Origin of the sequence: Glycomyces artemisiae (assembly GCF_003002955.1) — a bacterium.
In the GTDB taxonomy this organism is placed as follows: Bacteria; Actinomycetota; Actinomycetes; order Mycobacteriales; family Micromonosporaceae; genus Glycomyces; species Glycomyces artemisiae.
Window position 1 is genome coordinate 328,144 of record NZ_PVTJ01000005.1, and the last position, 17,728, is coordinate 345,871.

A 17,728-nucleotide genomic window follows, 5' to 3' on the forward strand; every position below is an offset into this window, starting at 1 on the left:
GGCACCCGGTACGTTTATCGGATGGACGAGTCCCCGGCTATCGCAGCGGTCTGCATCGACCAGCCGCTGCCGCAGCTGGACCGGCTCTTCGACTACCTGGTGCCCGCGGACATGGACGTGCGGCCCGGGTGCCGCGTGCGGGTGCGGTTCGGGCGGCGGAAGGTCGCCGGGTTCGTCATCGCGCTCAAGCCCTCGACCGACTTCACGGGGAAGCTCCTGTGGATCTCGGAGCTGGTCTCGCCCGAGCCGGTCGTCACCGAGGAGGTCGCCGTCCTGGCGCGGGCGGTCGCGGACCGGTACGCGGGGACGATGTCCGATGTACTGCGGCTCGCCGTCCCCGAGCGGCGCGTCAAGGTCGAGTCCGAGGCGCGCGGCGAGGTCCTCGACGTGGCCGCGCCGAGTCCGGATCACTGGAAGAGATACAACGCGGGCGAGGCATTCCTGCGCGCGCTGCGCGAGCAGAAGTCGCCGAGGGCGGTGTGGAACGCCGTGCCCGGCGAGGACTGGCCCGCCCGGTTCGCCGAGGCCGCCGCGGCGACCGCCTCGGCGGGGCGCGGGGCCGTCCTGGTCGTGCCCGACCAGACCGACCTCGACCGCCTGGACGCCGCCCTGGAGGCCGTGCTCGGCCCCGACCGGCACGTGGTCCTCTCGGCCCAGGCCGGACCGACGAAGCGCTACCGGGCGTTCCTGAAGGCCGCGCGCGGCGACGTGCGGATCGTGGCCGGGACCCGCGCGGCGGCGTTCGCGCCCGTCGCGGACCTCGGGCTCACCGCGATCTGGGACGACGGCGACGGCTCCCACATCGACCGCCACGCCCCCTACCCGCACGCGCGCGAAGTCCTCCTCACCCGCGCGAACCTCGCCGAGGCCGCCTGCCTCGTCGGCGGCAACGCCCGCACCCCGCAGGCGCAACTGCTCGTCGAGACCGACTGGGCGAAGTCCATCCTCGCGCCGCGCGGCGAGATCCGCTCGGCCGCACCGCGCATCGTCCCCGTCGGCGACGAGTCCGACCTCGAACGCGACCCCTCCGGCGGCACCGCCCGGCTCCCCACCGTCGCCTGGGAGGCCGCCCGCGCGGCCCTCGCGAAGCAGCGGCCGGTTCTCGTCCAGGTCCCGCGCCGCGGCTACGTCCCCGCCGTCTCCTGCCAGCGCTGCCGCACCCGTTCGGCCTGCCCGAACTGCTCGGGCCCGCTGCGGCTCCTGGGCCCGCGGCGCGACCCGGTGTGCGGCTGGTGCGGCACGGTCGCCCGCGACTTCCGCTGCGCCGAATGCGGATCGAACCGCGTCCGCGCGATCGTCATCGGCGCGGAGCGCACCGTCGAAGAACTGGCGCAGGCGTTCCCGGACACCCAGGTCGTCGAGTCTACGGGCGCGAACCGGCTCGACGCGGCTCCGCCGGGCGCGGCCGTCGTAGTGGCGACGCCGGGAGTGGAACCCCTTGCGGCCGAAGGGTACGGCGCGGTCCTGCTGCTCGACACGTGGGCGCTGCTCACGCGCGCCGAGCTGACCGCGAGCGAGGAGGCCCTGCGCCGCTGGATGAACGCGGTCGCACTCGCCCGCCACGACGGCACCGCCGTCGTGGTCGCCGACGGGGGACTGGCGGTCGTCCAGGCGCTCATGCGCTGGGACCCCGCGTGGTTCGCGGTGCGCGAACTCGAAGACCGCGCCGAACTCGGCTTCCCGCCGGTCATGAGGTTCGCGGCCCTCACCGGCCCGAACGGCGAACCGGAGAAGCTCGCCACCGACCTGCCGATTCACGCCGAGGCCATCGGCCCCATCCCCGTGGACGAGCACACCGAGCGGCTGCTCCTGCGCGTGCGCCGCCGCGACGGCGCCGCCCTCGCCGCGGTCCTCGCCAGGGCCACCGCCGAGCGCGCGGGCGCGAAGTCCGAACCCGTCCGCGTCCAGATCGACCCCCGCGAGATCGCGTGAGGCTCAGGCGCGCTTGCGCTTCGCCCTGATGAAGGCCCAAGCCGCCTTGAGGCGTTCGCGGAAGAAGTACGCGAACGCGACGGCGATGAGGACGAAGGGGATCGCGATCGGGAGGACCGTGGTGAAGCCGAGGAGCACCACGAGGGCCTCGACGCCGAGAAACGAGATGACGCCCATGTAGCCGAAGACGGTGACGGTCTGGGCCTTGACGACGAGGGCGATGACCGCGGTGCGGATTCGGTTCACGCAGTGGTTCCGCTCACCCGGTCGAGGTAGGCGGCGATGGCGTCGCGGTTCTTCAGGACGCATTCGGCCTTGCGGGTCATGCGGTCGCGCTGCTCGGCGAGCTGTGCGAGCATCTCGGGGTCGGGGACCGGGAAGTAGATCTGGCCGGGGCCGTCGAGGCAGGGGAGGATCTGCTTGATGATCTTGACGGGGACGCCCGCGTCGAGGAGGCCGCGGATCTGGCCGACGCGCTCGACGGTGGCCTCGGGGAAGTCGCGGTAGCCGTTGGGGGAGCGGTCGGCGGCGATGAGGCCGTGCTGCTCGTAGTAGCGGAGCATCCGGGCGGGGGCGCCGGTGCGCTCCGCCAGCTCGCCGATCCTCATATGGCCCGCCTCACTCCCGCTGGACTCTGACATTAGTGTCAAGGTTAGACGCTTCTTCCCATGAGCGAAACGACCCTCTCCCGGTCCGCGGCGCCACGGCGGGAGCGGCTGCCCCTGTCGGGGCTGCTGGCCCTGTCCACGGCCGTGTTCATCACCGTCATCACCGAGTCGCTGCCCGCGGGCCTGCTGCCCGGGATGCGCGCGGGCCTCGGCGTGGGCGAGGCCGCGATGGGCCAGGCCGTCACCGTGTACGCGATCGGCACGGCCCTCACGGTGATCCCGCTGTCGGCCCTGACCGCCGGCTGGGGCCGCAGGCCGGTGCTGCTGACGGCGATGGCCGGGTTCGTCGCCGCGAACACCGTCACGGCGCTCTCCGACGACTACGCCCTGACCATGGCCGCCCGCTTCGTGGCGGGCACGGCCGCGGGCCTGTCGTGGGCGCTCATGGTCGGGTACGCGCGGCGCCTGGCCCCGAAGGGCATGGAGGGCAGGGCGATCGCGATCGTCATGTCGGGCATCCCGCTGGCGCTGGCGCTCGGGGTCCCGGTGGGGACGTTCATCGGCGGGGTCCTCGGATGGCGCGAGTCGTTCGGCGTCATGTCGGCCCTGGCGGTGCTGTCGATCGTGTGGATCGCCCTGGCGGTCCCGGACTTCCCGGGCCAGCGCGCCGAATCGCGGACGCCGGTGCTCAGGGCCGCGGTGATCCCGGGCGTCCCGGCGATCATGGCGGTCATCGCGGTCTACGTGATCGCGTTCAACGTCCTGTACACGTACATCGCGGCGTTCCTGGAGCGGTTCGGGATGGGCGGCGCGGTCGACCGGGTGCTGCTCGTGTTCGGCCTCGCGTCGATCGCGAGCATCTGGATCACCGGCGCGCACATCGACCGGCGGCTGCGCCACCTGACGATCGCCGCGGCGGCCCTCACCGGTGCGGCGGCGGCCGCGCTCGCGGTGTTCGCGGAGGCCCCGGCGCTCGTGTACGTCGCGGTCGCGCTGTGGGGCCTCGGCCACGGCGGCGTGCCGACCCTGCTCCAGACCGCGGCCGGGCAGGCGGGCGCGAAGGCCGCGGACACCGTGCAGGCGCTGGTCGTGACGCTGTGGAACGCGGCGACCGCCGCGGGCGGGGCCCTCGGCGGCCTGATGCTGGTCCGGTTCGGGCCGCTGTCGCTGGCGTGGACCGTGGTCGCGGCGGGCGTGCTGATCCTGCTCGTCGCGGTGTCCGGGCGCAGGCACGCGTTCCCGGCCCGCAGCGCGGTCGCGGAGCGGGGGCCGGTCCCGGTTTCGGACCTGCCGGACCGGGCCGACCTGCGGGACCTCGCCTAGTTGAGCCGCTCGGCGAGCTCCGCTCTGCCGTACGTTCCCAGCTTCTCGTGGAGGCGCAGGGCCAGGGTCCACTCGGCCCGGGCCGCGTCGTCCTCGCCGCGGGCGGCGAGCGCGTCGCCGATGCCGTGGCGGGCGCGGGCCTGCTCGTACAGGTCCGGGAGGGCCTCGGCGAGGTCGAGTGCTTCCCGGTGGGCCCGTTCGGCGGCGGTGGCGTCGCCGACGGCGCCGAACGCGAACCCGGCGTTGTTGAGGACCTCCAGCGCCAGTTCGGGGCTGGAGGTGGCGAGGGCGGCTTCGGCGGTGCCGCCCGCGAGGCGGGCGGCGGTCTCGCGGTCGCCGAGCCGGGCGTGCGCGAGGGCCTGGAGGGACTGCACGTAGATCTCGCCGAGCGGGTCGCCGCTCTGGCGGTACGCGTCGAGGGCGTCGGCGAGGAGAGCCGCGGCGCCGTCGGCGTCGTCGTCGCGCAGGCGCAGGCGTGCGAGGCCCGCGAGCGCGGAGGCGAGGTTCTGGGTCCAACCGCGGTCGGTGAAGGTCTTGACGGCGCGGTCGAACCCGGCGCGGGCCTCGTCGTCGTTGCCCACGAGCATGTCGACGTGGGCGACGTCGTCGAGGGCGTTGACCTCCCGGTCGGCGTCGCCGAGGTCGCGGAAGACCCGCGCGGCCTCGGTCGCGCAGGTGCGCGCCTCGTCGAGGCGCCACTGCTGGATGTGCAGCTGCGCCAAGGCCATGAGGGTGAGTGCGGCGGCCTCCACGTCGTCGAGCCCGGTCGCCAGCCGCAGCGACCGGTCGAGCGCGCCCTCGGCCTCGTCGAAGCGGCCGAGCGCCTTGAGGGTGTTGCCGAGCTGGCGCTGGAGCTTGACCTCGTGGGCGCGGTCGCCGGTCCGGCGGTCGGCGTCGAGGGCGACGCGCAGGCACGCCTCGGCCTCGCCGCGGACGCCGCGGATGTACTGGTAGCGCCAGAGGGCGTGGGCGAGGCGGCCCGCGTGCCAGTCGCGGCGCCCGGCCGCGGCGTGGCGGATCATCTCGCAGAGGGCGCTGTGGCGCGGGTCGAGCCAGGCGAGCGCGGCCTCCGGGCCGTCGAAGACCGGCACGGGGACGTCGGAGGCGGGGACGACCTCGGGTTCGAGGCCGAAGATCGCCTGCCAGGTCCCGGCGACCGCGGCGAGGTGCCAGTCGTAGAGGCGGCCCAGGGCCGCTTCGCGCTCCTCGCGCGGGTGCCCGTCGGCGTGCTCGCGGGCGTAGGCGCGCACGAGGTCGTGGACGCTCCAGCGGCCGTCGCCGGTCGCCGCGGCCAGGTGGACGCCCGCGAGGCGGTGCAGGGCCGCGTCGGCGTCGCGGACGGAGGTCCCGGTGAGGGCGGCGATCCCGGCGGCCTCGAACTCGGTCGCGGGATGGAGGCCGATCGCGTCGAGGGCGTCCCGGTCGGCGGCGTCGAGGCGGTCCCGGGTGAGGTCGAGGCAGGCGCGCAGGCCCGCGGCCTCGTCGCCGGGGAGGTCGAGGTTCGCCAAGGGCGCCTCGGCGATGCGGTCGCGCAGTTCGCCGATGGTCTGCTCGGGGTGGGCGAGGGTCTGGCACGCGGCCAGGCGGAGTGCGAGCGGCAGGTCGCCGCAGGCGGCGGCGAGGCCGCGGGCGGCCTCGGGGTCGGTGGCGACGCGGCCGCGGCCGATCATCGCGTCGAGGAGGTCCATGGACTCCTCGCGGGTCAGCGGCGCGAGGCGCAGGTGCGGGACGCCGTGCGTCGCGGTGAGGCCGAACAGGTCGGTGCGGGCGGTGATGAGCGCCGTGGAGCCTCCGGTGCCGGGGAGGAGGTCGCGCAGCTGCTCGGGGCTGCGGGCGTTGTCGAGGACGACGAGGACGCGCCGGTGCCCCAGGAGCGAGCGGAACATCGCGGCCCGCTCGTCCCCGTCCGCGGGCACCTCCTCGGGGCCGGTGCCGAGCGCGGTCAGGAACCGGTGCAGGACCGGGCCGGGCGCGAGCGGGTCGGTGCCGGAGAAGCCCCGCAGGTCCACGTACAGCTGCCCGTCGGGGAACGCGTCGAGCGACCGGTGCGCCCAGTGCAGGGCCAGCGCGGTCTTGCCGATCCCGGCCGGGCCCGCGAGGACGACCGAGCGCGGGGACGCGGCCTGGAGGTGCTCGTCGATGAGGTGCAGTTCGCGCTCGCGGCCGGTGAACGCGTGCGGGGCGCCGGGGAGCTGGCGGGGGACCTGCCCGGTGTCGGCGACGTCGGCGGCGCTGATGCGCGCGCACTGCGCGAGCCAGGTCTCGACGGCGGCCTCGTCGCCGCCGCAGGCGCGCACGAGCGCGGCCACGACCTCGGCGCGGGGGACCGCGTCGCGGTTGAGGACCGCCGCGAGGGTGCTCGTGGGGAGCCAGTCGCCGCGGTCGCGGGCGCGGCGGCTCACCTCCCGGATGCTCAGGCCGGAGGCCGCCCGCAGCTCCCGCAGCAGCGCGACGAGCTGCGGCGCCGAGCCGGCCGAGGAGGGGTCGAGGCCGTCGAGGGATTGACGCACGTCACGATTCTACCGAGCGTCCACAGTCCCGTCCGTCCCCGTCCCGGACGGACCGGGACACCCGGGCCCCTTGCCGCACACCGGGATCGGTGATGCACTCGATGCGGATCCCCTGTGCTGTGAAAGGCGGTGCGCCGTGGCCGCGTACATTCCCGGGCCGAACCACATGGCGGCGAACGTGAAGCCCGCGCTGGACCGCTTCTGGGCGGCGCTCATCAAGCGGTGGCAGAAGGAGGCCGCGGAGTCGTTCCTCCGCCAGCAGGACATCCGCACCGGCATCGTCGAGAACGCCGACGCGACGCTGGACTGGCCGTACCTGAAGCGGCCCGAGGTCGACCTCCACCGCAGCGAATGCGACTACCTCTCCTGGGGGCAGGGCGGCGACGGCGCCGCGACCCCGACCTCGTGCAAGGGCCGCATGCCCGCGAGCGCCCCGCCGACGATGCCCGCGAGCATCACCTGCCCGCTGCCGCAGGTCATGACGGCCGTCCACGGCTGGGCCAAGACCGAGCGCGACGCGATCGAGAAGAAGGTCCCGAAGTTCGACGCCCAGGAGCTGCCCGCACTCGACGCGGCGTACGGCGCCCTCAAAGGGCTCTACGAGGTCATCGCGGCGGCAGGCCCGGCTCCGGACGGGAGCCGGACCGCCGGGGCCGGCAGCCTGTCGGGGAGGGTCGCCGACCTGTCCGACGGGGACGGCACCTCCCAGAACTGGTGGGTCGAATGGACCGGGCTCGCCGCCGACGGGTTCAGGAGCGGGTTCCTCCAGTCGACGCTGCCCACCTTGGACAATCACCGCGTCCTCGCGGTCGAGCTCGCGAAGCTCGTCAACTACCGGTCGGGGATCATCCAGATGGGGCGCGGCGACACCCTCCACCTCATCGATCAGGCCGCGACCGCCCTGGGCGCGACCGGGACCGTGCAGGAGGGCAACCCCTGGGTGGTCCTGGAGGGCCTGGGGAAGGTCCTCGCGTTCACCAAAGGGCCCGCCGAGGTGGTCGGCAAGGTCTTCGACTTCATCGCGTTCCTCGGCGAGGAGCTGCTCCCGACCCACGACGCGGTCAGGTACACCGGGGACCACCGCGCGATCGTCACAGCGCTCTCGCAGCACATGGACCAGCTCCGGGACCTCATCGACGCCAAGGAGATCGCCTACAGGACCGGCACCGGCGACCTCCGCTCGAAGCTCGACGCCGTGGGCTCGTTCGACCTGGAGCTGTACGACCTGACCGAGAACCGCGCCACCGGCACGCCCGCGGGGGACCGCAAGGGCTTCGGCGCGAACACCACGAAGCTCATCGAGCTCGCCGAGAAGATCGGCCTCGTCGCGGGCGCCTACGAGGAGCTGCCCGGGCGGCTCGCGCCCGTCCAGGCCGCCGCCGCCCACTTCGCCGACCGGGAAGGGCACGCCACGCCCCCGGATGAGGACGTGCTCGCGATGGTCGAGGAGTTCCGCGGCTTCCTCAGCACGACCGCGGCGCGGTACTACACCGCCCGCGACCAGGTCGCCAAGGCCGCCGAGGACTACGAGGAGAGCGACAAGCAGGTCTCCAAGGCCTTCACCGACGTCCTGGAGCGCTTCCGCAGCAGCGAGGGCGGCACCAGGCGGCCCGCCGAGGGCTTCGACACCGAGGCCGAGGCCGCGGACACCCGCCGGGCCGCGACCGCCGACGACGACCCCTACACGAACGCCGAAGGCCAGGTGTACGAGACCACCGAGCACCTCGACAGCGCCGCCTGAAGCGGGCGCTAGTCGCAGACCGGGCCCTGGGCGGCGGCCGTCGCGCGGGCCAGGTCCCTGATGAGGCCGAGGTCGACCTTGGCGGGGGTGGAGAAGCGGAGGCAGCCTTTGCCCATGTCGTGGGCGGCGAGGCGGGCCGTGAAGGCGTCCTTGACGTCGGTGCGCATGAGGTAGAACGCGATGTGGCGCTTCTGGGAGGCGATAGCGACCTCGGCTTCGCCGCCGCGCAGGTAGCAGGGCATGCCGTAGGCCATGGCCTCGGTGAACCCGGCGAGCTCGGCGCGGCAGACGTCCCGGATCGCGGCCATGACGGGGCGGCGGTCGTCGGGGAGGGCCGCGAGGTACTCGTCCACGGTCGCGGCGCTGCTGGTCACCATGCGCCCAATGTAGCCGCCGGAACCGATGAATCCGGCCTCGCCGGGTCGTCTCAACTGGTGCAATCGGCTGTAGGCCTACAGCCACGGACCCGTTCTGGAGGATGCGACCATGCAGAAGATCGTCACCAACATCTGGTACACCGACGGCGCCGCGCAGGAGGCCGCCGAATTCTACGTCTCCCTCTTCGACGACGCGAAGATCACCGGGAGCATCCCCTTCGTCGAGGACGCGCACGGCAAGACCGGGGAGGCCATGGTCGTCAACTGGGAGCTGGCGGGCCAGCAGTTCACCGGCATCAACGGCGACGCCTCCGCCAAGCACGACCACGCCATGTCCCTGCTCGTCAACTGCGACGACCAGGCCGAGATCGACCGCCTCTGGGACGCGTTCCTGTCCAACGGCGGCAGGGAGATCGAATGCGGCTGGATCGCCGACAAGTGGGGCGTCAACTGGCAGGTCTGGTCGACCGAGGCCGAGAAGTACGTCGGCGGGCCCGACAAGGCCGGCGCCGAGCGGGCCGTCAAGGCCATGTACGGCATGAAGAAGATCGACCTCCAGGGCCTCAAGGACGCCTACGAGGGCGAGTAGCGGCGGCCGCCCCGGTCCCCCGCGCGGGGGACCGGGCCCGCGCCCGCGAGGGAGGCGCCCGGCCACGGCCCCGACCAGGATGGTCCCGTGAACGTCCGCTGGCACAATGGCCCCATGCGCCTCCTCGCCCCGCTCCGGTCCGGGGCCACCTACCGCGGGTGGGTCTGGCTGGTCCTGGGCGGCGCCCTCATGATGCCGTTCATGATCGTCGGGGCCCTCTTCTACAACTGGCGCCACCCCGACGCCGGGTTCCAGGGCGTCATCGACCCGGGCGTGTTCGCCGCGGTCGTCCCCCTCGTCGCCGCCGTCTCGCTCCTGCTGCCCGACCGGGAGGTCGAGCGCACCGCCGCCCGCCGCCTCCTCGGCGCCGAGTTCGCCCCGCCCGCCGACGACGCCACCTGGAACACGCGCTGGCGCACCGGCTGCTGGTTCACCCTCCACGCGGTCGTCGGCGGCCTCCTCTCAGGCGCCACGCTCGCGCTCGTGCCCTTCACCGTCTACCTGGCGGCCAACGGGGCCCGCGCCGTGGCCGGCCTCGACACCTCCGGCGTGTACGGCGGCTGGCTCACCGACTGGGGCCTGCTCACCGGCCCGGCGTTCCTCGTCGCGCTCGCCTACCTCGTGGCCGCGGTCGCCGCGGGGATGCGGGCCCTCGCGCCGCACCTGCTCGGCCAGGGCGCGGCCGACCGGCTCGCCGCCTCCCGCGCCGAGACCGCGCGCCTCGCGGCCCGCAACCGGATCGCCCGCGAACTCCACGACTCCGTCGGCCACGCCCTGTCGGTGGTCGTGGTCCAGTCCGAGGCCGCCTCCCGGCTCATCGGCACCGACCCCGCGTTCGCCGCGACCGCCATGGCCGCGGTCGGCGAGACCGCGCGCGACGCGCTTACCGAGCTCGACGCCGTCATCGGCGCGCTCCGCGAGGACCGCGACGGCGCCCGCGGCCCGCAGAAGGACCTCGCCGACCTCGAAGCGCTCGCCGCCGAGTCCGGCGTGCGCACCGAGCTCCGCGTCACGGGCGACCGCGAATCCTTGGGCCGCTTGACCTCCCGCGAGGCGTACCGGATCGTCCAGGAGGCCCTCACCAACGTGCTGCGCCACGCCGACGAGCCGCGCGCCGCCGTGGACCTCGACATCGACGACGGCGGAGTAGCGGTCGCCGTCGCGAGCCCCGCCGCGCGCAGGCCCCGGCCCCGCCCCGGCGGGCGCGGCCTCATCGGCATGGCCGAGCGCGCCGCCGTCCTCGGCGGCAGCGCCGCGGCCGATTGGGACGCCGGGACCTGGACCGTCCGCGTCGAACTGCCGAAAGGGACCGCATGACCGCGCCGCTGCGCATCGCGCTCGTCGACGACGAGGCCCTCATCCGCTCCGGGTTCGCCGCCGTCATCGGCGCCGAACCCGACCTCGACGTGGTCGCCGAAGGCGCCGACGGGATCGACGCGGTCGCCATCGCGCGTTCGGGGAAAGCCGACGTCATGCTCATGGACGTGCGCATGCCCAAGGTCGACGGCATCGAGGCGACGGCCCGCATCACCGCCGAACTCGCCGCCCCGCCGAAGATCCTCGTCGTCACCACCTTCGACAACGACGACTACGTGTGGCAGGCCCTGCGCGCGGGCGCCGACGGGTTCCTGCTCAAGCGCACCCGCCTCGAAGACCTCCTCGCGGCCGTCCGCCTCGTCGCCCGCACCGACGCGCTCCTGTTCCCCGAAGCCGTGCGCCGCCTCGCCGCGAGCATTCCGGACCGCAAGGCCCCCAAGGGCATCGGCGACCTCAGCGACCGCGAGCGCGAAGTCCTCGTCCTCGCCGCCCGCGGCCTGTCCAATGCCGAGATCGCCGCCGAGCTGTTCCTCGGCCGCGAGACCGTCAAGACCCACCTGAGCAGCGTCTACACCAAGCTCGGGGTGCGCGACCGCACCCAGGCCGTCATCGCCGCCTACGAAGGCGGCCTCGTCTAGCTCCCGCACGCGGACCCGGGGCCTCGCGCCCCGGGTCGCTTCGTGCTATGGTTCATTAGTCAAGTAATGAACCTCTGAACCAACGAACCCTAAGGAGGCGAGATGTTCGATGACGGCTCACCGATCTACCGGCAGATCGCCGACCAGATCAAGGCCGAGATCATGAACGGATCGCTCGAACCGGGAGGCAAGGTCATGTCGACCAACCAGTACGCCGCGTTCTACCAGATCAACCCGGCCACGGCGCAGAAGGCGTTCCGGGAGCTGGTCGACGAGGGCGTCCTCTACAAGCAGCGCGGCGTCGGCATGTTCGTCGCCGAGGACGCCCGCGACAAGCTGGCCGCCGACTTCCGCGAGCGCTTCTTCGAGCGCGTCCTGGCCCCCCTGGTCCGCGAGGCCCGCCAGGCCGGCATCCCCCTGACCGACATCATCGACTACCTCAAAGCTCAGGAAGGCGTGCTGAAATGAGCCTGTCCGTCACCCTCCGCGACGTGTCCCTGCGATACGGCGCCGAAGCCGCGCTCACCGGGATCGACCTCGACCTGGAGGCCGGGAAGATCTACGGCCTCCTCGGCCGCAACGGCGCGGGCAAGACGAGCCTGCTCAGCCTCGTCGCCGCGTTCCGCAAGCCCTCCACCGGCCGGATCCTCGTCGGCGGCGAGCCGGTGTGGGAGAACGCCTCGGTCGTCTCCCGCGTCGCCCTCATCCGCGAAGGCGGCGACTTCGACGACACCGAGACCGTCAAGGCCACCATCGAGTCCGGCTCGATCCGGCCCTCCTTCGACACGGAGTACGCCTACAAGCTCGCCGACCGCTTCGAACTGCCGCTGAAGAAGCGCGTCTCCGCCCTCTCGCGCGGCAAGCGCTCCGTCCTCGCCGCGGTCTGCGGACTCGCCGCCCGCGCCGATCTCACCATGTTCGACGAGGTCCACCTCGGCATGGACGCGCCCACCCGCGACGCGTTCTACAAGGAGCTCCTCGCCGAGTACCTGGAGCGGCCCCACACCGTGGTCCTCTCCACCCACCTCATCGACGAGGTCGCCAACTACCTCGAAGAGGTCGTCATCGTCGACCGCGGCCGCATCCTGCAGCACGCCGACATCGAGGCGTTCCAGGGCATGGGCGCCACCCTCACCGGCCCCGCCGCGGCCGTCGACGCCCTCGGCCTCGACGCCCTCGCCGAGCAGCGCCTCGGCGGCACCAAGAGCATCACCGTGGCTTCGGCGCTCGACGCCGACACGCGCGAGCGCGCCGCCGCGGCCGGAATCGAGATCGGCCCCGTCGGCCTCCAGGACCTCTTCATCCACCTGACCGACCCGAACCGGAACGGAGCCTGACGCGATGACCGCCCCCGCACTCGCCACGCGCCGCTACGGGCTCGGCGCCGGGCTCGCCGGCGCCGCGCTCAACTACTTCAAGTACTGGATGCTCGCCGCGGCCGTCCTCTGCTTCGCCGTGCCGCTGCTCATCGCCCAGTACGCCGGCATTGAACTCTCCGCCTGGTACTACGCCGTCAACGCCGGCAAGTGGTTCACCGCGTTCGTCGGCGGCGGCTTCGTGTTCACCCTGCTGCCCCAGATGATCGCCGCCGGGCTCACCAGGCGCGAACTCGCCGCCGCCATGGGCGTCTTCGGCGTCCTGTGGTCCCTCGCCCTCGGCGCCGTCGGCCTCGCGGGCCTGTTCGCCGAGCGCGCCTACTACGGCGCGTTCGGCTGGTCCCAGGGCATCGACGCCACGAGCGGCATCGCGCCGATCGGCTCCGCCGCCGACACCGCCGCGTTCGCCGCGTACCTCCCGCTGCTGTTCCTCGCCTACTTCGCCGCGGGCACCGTCATCGGCGTCGCCTCCTACCGGTGGGAGCACGCCGGATGGCTCCTGCTCGTGCCGGTCCTCCCGGTCGTGTTCGGCCTCGACGTCGCCCTGTACAGCACCGAGCCGGTCGGTCCCGGCTGGATCGGGTTCCTCGGCAGGTTCATCGACGAGTGGGGCCGCGGCCCGCTCGCCGCCGCGATCGTCCTCGCCACCGCCGTCCTCGCGGTCGCCGCCCGCCGGCTCCTCATCGACGTCCCGCTGCGCTCGAAGCAGGCCTGACGATGACCGCCGTCCACCACGCCGCGCACCCCGGGCGCCGCCTTCGCCTCGGCCTGGGCATCGCGATCGGCACCGCCCGCGGGATCCGCTGGCTCGCCCTCGCCTGGATCGTCCTCACCCCGTTCCTGTCGATCCTGCTCATCGGCGCGATCGAGACCGGCCTGTGGGCGATCACCGCCACCGTCTTCCAGTGGTTCGTGGCCGCCGCCGCGGGCCGCTGGCTGTACGCGAACCTGCCCGCGACGATCGGCCGCGGCGTCACCCGCCGCGAGCTGACGGCCGCGTTCCTCATGTTCGGCGCGCTCGCCTCGGTCGCCACGGCGGCCGTCGTCACCGCCGGGTTCGCCGCCGAGCACGCCCTCCTCGCCGCGTCGGGGAACGCCTTCGGCACCTGGGGCGAGACGCTCGCGAACGGCGCCAGGTACCTGCTCATCACCCCGATCTACTGCTTCACCGGCGCCCTCATCGCCGCCGGGGCGCTCCGCTTCGCGGGCCGCGCCTGGTTCACCCTCACCGTCCTCGTCGCGGCCGCCGGGCAGTACGCCGGCGTCCTCGTCCTGGAGTTCGCGGTCCACCGCGGCGGCGCCGACCTCGCCGCGTGGGCCGGGACCTGCCTCGCCGTCACCGCCGTCCTCGTCGCGGCCCTGGCCGCGACGCTCCGCACCGTTCCCGTCCGATCGAAATGAGCCGCACCATGACCGTCATCGACCATCCGGCCGCCGCACTCGGCCGACGCCGCTACCGGCTCGGCGCGCGCATGTTCACCACCGCCGTCCGCTGGCTCCGCTGGTGGCTCATCGCGGCCCTCGCGCTCGCCGTCCTCGGCGGACCCGTCATCCACGCCGTCTGGGGCGCGAACGCGGGCGCGTGGACCGCCACCATCTCGGTCCTCCAGTGGTTCGCCGCGATCACCGGCGGCATGTACCTCCACACCTCCCTGCCCGGCCTCATCTCCCGCGGCGTCACCCGCCGCGAGATCACCGCCGCGTTCCTCGTCTTCGGGGCGCTCGCCTCCGCCGGGCTCGCCGCCCTCGCGCTCACCGGCTTCGCCGCCGAGCACCTCATGCTCGGCCTCGTCGGCCAACCCGCCGACACCTGGGGCGAAGTCCTCGAAAAGGGCGCCAGGTACCTCCTCATCGCCCCCGCGTACTTCTTCGCCGGGGCCCTCGTCACCGCTGCGGCCGCCCGGATCGGCAAGGAGGGCGCGTTCGTCGTCGTCCTGTTCCTGCTGTTCCCTGCCCTGCTCATCGCCGGGACGCTGTCGCTGGAGATGTTCGGGTACACCGTGGACGCGTTCACCTGGCGGGCCGCCGCCTGGGCCGGGTCCGGCATCGCGTTCGTCGCCGCCCTCGTGGCCGCGCTCGTGCTGGTCCTGCGGTCCGTGCCCGTGCCCAAGCGGGGCGGCTGAGCCATGGGCCTCCTCCTCGCCGACGTCCCGTTCCCGGTGCTCGTGGTCGCCGCGTGCATCGCGGCGGGCGTCGTCGCGGGGCTGCTCCTCGCCACCGGCACCCCGCCGGTCCCGCCGAGACGCGCCACACGGCCGCCCGACCCCTCACGTGCGGCCCCGGGCGGGTGGGACACTGGTGACCGGCCAGTACACGCTCCGGAAGGTCAGCACATTGTCGATCCAGCCCATCCGCATCTTCGGCGACCCGGTCCTGCGCACCGCGGCGGAGGAAGTCGACACCTTTGACAAGGAACTGCGGAACCTCGTCAAGGACCTGCTCGACACCATGCGCGACGAGGGCGGCGCCGGCCTCGCCGCCCCGCAGCTGGGCGTCGGCAAGCGCGTGTTCTCCTTCGACGTCGACGACGTCGTCGGCCACATCGTCAACCCCGTCCTCGAATTCCCCGACGAGGAGGAGCAGGACGGCCCCGAGGGCTGCCTGTCCCTGCCCGGCCTCTACTTCGACACGATCCGCCGCCAGAACGTCGTCGCCAAGGGCTTCAACGAGTACGGCGACCCCCTCCAGATCGTCGGCACCGGCCTCATGGCCCGCTGCCTCCAGCACGAGACCGACCACCTCGACGGCATCATCTTCATCGACCGCCTCGACTCGGAGCGCCGCAAGGCCGCGATGACCGAGATCCAGGCCCAGGACTGGTACAACGAAGACGTCAAAGTCAAAGTCACCCCCCACGACTCCAAGGGTGTGTTCTTCAAGCGATGAGGATCGTCTTCGCCGGGACCCCGGAGGTCGCCCTGCCGACCCTGGAGGCCCTCCACGCGTCCGCCCACGACGTCGTGGCCGTCCTGACCCGTCCCGACGCCCCCACCGGCCGCGGCCGCAGGCTCCACCGCTCGCCCGTCGCCGCCTGGGCCGACGAGCACGGCATCGAAGTCCTCACCCCCGCCAAGCCCCGTGAGCCCGAGTTCCTGGAGCGCCTCGCCGACCTCGCCGCCGACGTCGTCCCCGTCGTCGCCTACGGCGCGCTCGTCCCGCCCGCGGCGCTCGCGATCCCGCGCCTCGGCTGGATCAACCTGCACTTCTCGCTCCTGCCCGCGTGGCGCGGCGCCGCCCCCGTCCAGCACGCGGTCCTCAACGGCGACGCCATGACCGGCGCCTGCGTCTTCCAGCTCGAACCGGGCCTCGACACCGGCCCCGTCTACGGCCGCCTCACCGAGCCCATCGGCCCCCGCGACACCTCCGGCGACCTCCTCGACCGCCTCGCCGTCGCGGGCGCCCGCCTCACCGTCGACGTCGTGGACGGCATCGGCGCCGGGGCGCTCATCGCCGTCCCGCAGGACGAGGACGGCGTCTCCCACGCCCCCAAGATCACCGTCGACGACGCCCGCGTCCGCTGGAGCGACCCCGCGTTCGCCGTCGACCGCCGCGTCCGCGCCGTCACCCCCGCCCCGGGCGCCTGGACCGACCTCGACGGCCAGCGCCTGCGCCTCGGCCCCGTCGTCCCCGACCCCGAGGGGCCGAGGCTCGAACCGGGAGAGGTCGCCATCGCCAAGCACCACGTGCATGTCGGCACCGCCACCGAGCCCGTCCGGCTCGGCCAGGTCCAGCCCGCCGGGAAGAAGCCCATGGACGCCGCCGCATGGGGCCGCGGCCTCCAGACCGCCCCGAGGTTCGCATGAGCGAGAACCGCAGCCGCCGCAGGCGCCGCGACGAGGACGCCCCGCGCCCCACCGTCAACCCGCGCCGCATCGCCTTCGACGCGATCCGCGCCGTCACCGCCGACAACGCCTACGCCAACATCGTGCTGCCCCGCATGATCCACGAGACCGGCCACACCGGCCGCGACGCCGGGCTCATCACCGAGCTCACCTACGGGACCCTCCGCAGCCTCGGCACCCTGGAGCAGATCCTCGCCGCCGCCTCCGGACGCGACGTGCGCGAACTCCAGCAGGACCTCCTCGACGCGCTCTGCCTGGGCGCCTACCAGCTCCTGTACATGCGCGTGCCCGCGCACGCGGCCGTCGCCACCACCGTCAGCCTCGTCAAGGCCGCCGTCAGCCCCCGCGTCTCCGGGCTCGCCAACGCCGTCCTGCGCAAGGTCGCCGCCAAGGACCTCGACCAGTGGTGCGAGCAGCTCGCCACCGGCGACCGCCTCCGCGACCTCTCGCTGCGCCACGCCCACCCCGAGTGGATCGCCCGCGAATTCGAAGCCGTCCTGGGGCCGGACGAACTCGCCCCGGCGCTCGCCGCCGACAACGTCGCGCCCCCGGTCCACCTGTGCGCCAAGCCCGGCCGCATCACCAAGGGCGACCTGTCCCGCGAGACCCGCGGCGGCCTCCACGGGCAGTTCTCGCCGTACGCGGTGTACCTGCCTGGCGGCGACCCCGGCCGCGTCAAGTCCGTCGCCACCGGCCTCGCGCACGTCCAGGACGAGGGCTCGCAGCTCGTCGCCGTCGCGCTCGCCGAAGCGCCGCTGGACGGCCCGGACAAGGCCTGGATCGACCTGTGCGCCGGGCCCGGCGGCAAGACCGGGCTGCTCGGCGCGCTCGCCGCGCAGCGCGGCGCGCACCTCGACGCCGTCGAGGTCCAGCCCCACCGGGCCGAACTGGTCGCCAAGGCCGCCAAGGGACTCCCGGTCACCGTCCACACCGGCGACGGCCGCCTCTTCGGCGAGCCGAACACCGCCGACCGCGTCCTGGTGGACGCCCCGTGCTCGGGACTGGGCGCGCTGCGCCGCCGCCCGGAGGCGCGCTGGCGCAAGCAGCGGTCCGACCTGGACGCCCTGGTGCCGCTCCAGCGGGAGCTGCTGGCGGCGGGACTCCGGTTGGCGCGCAAGGGGGGCCTGGTCGCGTACGTGACGTGCTCGCCGGTGCTCGACGAGACCTCGGAGGCCGTGGAGTCGGTGCTCAAGGCCGGGGGAGCGGAGCTGGTGCGGCCCGAGTGGCTCACCGGCCGCGTCCCGGATTCGACGCGCGGCGATTTCGTTCAGCTGTGGCCGCACCGGCACGGCACCGACGCGATGTTCATGGCGCTGCTGCGCAAGACCGGCAACCGGTAACTTCCCAGTTCGACCGCTCCCGGGGCTCCGCCCTGCCCTTTTGACGGGTGGGGTGACAGAAGTCCGATGATTGGTAGCGCTACCATACATTGACATAAGTAAATGTACTCCGGGCTACCGGCATCTAGACCCCAA

18 protein-coding genes are annotated in these 17,728 nt (G+C 73.6%); 14 read left to right on the plus strand and 4 right to left on the minus strand.

The genetic code is table 11. The annotated features are described in order from the left end of the window. Window positions 1-54 precede the first annotated feature (54 nt). On the plus strand, window positions 55-1,932 hold the full coding sequence (locus B0I28_RS14990) for a primosomal protein N' family DNA-binding protein (RefSeq protein ID WP_106364792.1): 1,878 nt from the start codon (window positions 55-57) through the stop codon (window positions 1,930-1,932). A 3-nt stretch (window positions 1,933-1,935) separates the two neighbouring features. Here the strand turns inward: B0I28_RS14990 and B0I28_RS14995 are convergent, their stop codons facing one another. Together B0I28_RS14995 and B0I28_RS15000 are read right to left on the minus strand one after the other, a co-directional pair. Next, on the minus strand, window positions 1,936-2,178 hold the full coding sequence (locus tag B0I28_RS14995; RefSeq protein WP_106364639.1) for a hypothetical protein: 243 nt from the start codon (window positions 2,176-2,178) through the stop codon (window positions 1,936-1,938). After that, entirely contained in the window at window positions 2,175-2,540 is a 366-nt protein-coding gene (locus tag B0I28_RS15000) for a MerR family transcriptional regulator (protein WP_106364640.1), read from the minus strand. The genes B0I28_RS14995 and B0I28_RS15000 overlap by 4 nt, the downstream gene beginning before the upstream one ends. Window positions 2,541-2,600: 60 nt before the next feature. On the opposite strand from B0I28_RS15000, the gene B0I28_RS15005 reads away from it, so the two are divergent. Further along, window positions 2,601-3,863: an MFS transporter gene (locus tag B0I28_RS15005; RefSeq protein WP_106364641.1), complete on the plus strand. Its 1,263-nt coding sequence runs from the start codon at window positions 2,601-2,603 to the stop codon at window positions 3,861-3,863. On the opposite strand, the gene B0I28_RS15010 is transcribed toward B0I28_RS15005, so the two are convergent. Beyond that, entirely contained in the window at window positions 3,860-6,373 is a 2,514-nt protein-coding gene (locus B0I28_RS15010) for an ATP-binding protein (RefSeq protein WP_106364642.1), read from the minus strand. The two genes, B0I28_RS15005 and B0I28_RS15010, sit on opposite strands and share 4 nt — an antisense overlap. 136 nt (window positions 6,374-6,509) lie before the next feature. On the opposite strand from B0I28_RS15010, the gene B0I28_RS15015 reads away from it, so the two are divergent. Then, window positions 6,510-8,114 carry a hypothetical protein gene (locus B0I28_RS15015; RefSeq protein WP_106364643.1) on the plus strand — a complete coding sequence of 535 codons (1,605 nt, stop codon included), beginning with the start codon at window positions 6,510-6,512 and terminating at the stop codon, window positions 8,112-8,114. A gap of 8 nt (window positions 8,115-8,122) precedes the next feature. Here the strand turns inward: B0I28_RS15015 and B0I28_RS15020 are convergent, their stop codons facing one another. Then, a complete protein-coding gene (locus tag B0I28_RS15020; RefSeq protein ID WP_106364644.1) occupies window positions 8,123-8,491 on the minus strand; it encodes an iron chaperone in 369 nt (122 codons plus the stop codon). Window positions 8,492-8,600: 109 nt separating this feature from the next. Between B0I28_RS15020 and B0I28_RS15025 the strand changes: the two genes are divergently transcribed. The 11 genes from B0I28_RS15025 (at window position 8,601) to B0I28_RS15075 (ending at window position 17,593) form a co-directional block, all read left to right on the plus strand. Further along, window positions 8,601-9,080 (plus strand): VOC family protein, encoded by a 480-nt coding sequence (locus B0I28_RS15025; protein ID WP_106364645.1) that lies wholly within the window; start codon window positions 8,601-8,603, stop codon window positions 9,078-9,080. An 87-nt stretch (window positions 9,081-9,167) separates the two neighbouring features. Then, window positions 9,168-10,397, plus strand: a complete 1,230-nt coding sequence (locus B0I28_RS15030; RefSeq protein ID WP_146148113.1) for a sensor histidine kinase — start codon at window positions 9,168-9,170, stop codon at window positions 10,395-10,397. Continuing rightward, window positions 10,394-11,035 carry a response regulator gene (locus B0I28_RS15035; protein WP_106364647.1) on the plus strand — a complete coding sequence of 214 codons (642 nt, stop codon included), beginning with the start codon at window positions 10,394-10,396 and terminating at the stop codon, window positions 11,033-11,035. Before B0I28_RS15030 ends, B0I28_RS15035 begins: the two co-directional genes overlap by 4 nt. Before the next feature lie 102 nt (window positions 11,036-11,137). Next, a complete protein-coding gene (locus tag B0I28_RS15040; protein WP_106364648.1) occupies window positions 11,138-11,503 on the plus strand; it encodes a GntR family transcriptional regulator in 366 nt (121 codons plus the stop codon). Continuing rightward, on the plus strand, window positions 11,500-12,372 hold the full coding sequence (locus B0I28_RS15045; RefSeq protein ID WP_106364649.1) for an ATP-binding cassette domain-containing protein: 873 nt from the start codon (window positions 11,500-11,502) through the stop codon (window positions 12,370-12,372). The genes B0I28_RS15040 and B0I28_RS15045 overlap by 4 nt, the downstream gene beginning before the upstream one ends. 4 nt (window positions 12,373-12,376) lie before the next feature. Then, entirely contained in the window at window positions 12,377-13,126 is a 750-nt protein-coding gene (locus B0I28_RS15050) for a hypothetical protein (protein ID WP_106364650.1), read from the plus strand. A gap of 2 nt (window positions 13,127-13,128) precedes the next feature. Further along, a complete protein-coding gene (locus B0I28_RS15055; RefSeq protein ID WP_106364651.1) occupies window positions 13,129-13,812 on the plus strand; it encodes a hypothetical protein in 684 nt (227 codons plus the stop codon). A gap of 8 nt (window positions 13,813-13,820) precedes the next feature. Continuing rightward, the gene (locus B0I28_RS15060) at window positions 13,821-14,534 is read left to right on the plus strand and encodes a hypothetical protein (RefSeq protein ID WP_106364652.1); all 714 of its coding nucleotides are present in this window, start codon (window positions 13,821-13,823) and stop codon (window positions 14,532-14,534) included. A gap of 211 nt (window positions 14,535-14,745) precedes the next feature. Continuing rightward, complete coding sequence (def, locus tag B0I28_RS15065) at window positions 14,746-15,297, plus strand: peptide deformylase (RefSeq protein ID WP_106364793.1); 552 nt, start codon at window positions 14,746-14,748, stop codon at window positions 15,295-15,297. Next, complete coding sequence (gene fmt / locus B0I28_RS15070) at window positions 15,294-16,214, plus strand: methionyl-tRNA formyltransferase (protein WP_106364653.1); 921 nt, start codon at window positions 15,294-15,296, stop codon at window positions 16,212-16,214. Before def ends, fmt begins: the two co-directional genes overlap by 4 nt. Continuing rightward, window positions 16,175-17,593 (plus strand): RsmB/NOP family class I SAM-dependent RNA methyltransferase, encoded by a 1,419-nt coding sequence (locus B0I28_RS15075; protein WP_106364654.1) that lies wholly within the window; start codon window positions 16,175-16,177, stop codon window positions 17,591-17,593. The genes fmt and B0I28_RS15075 overlap by 40 nt, the downstream gene beginning before the upstream one ends. The last annotated feature ends 135 nt before the right edge of the window (window positions 17,594-17,728 follow it).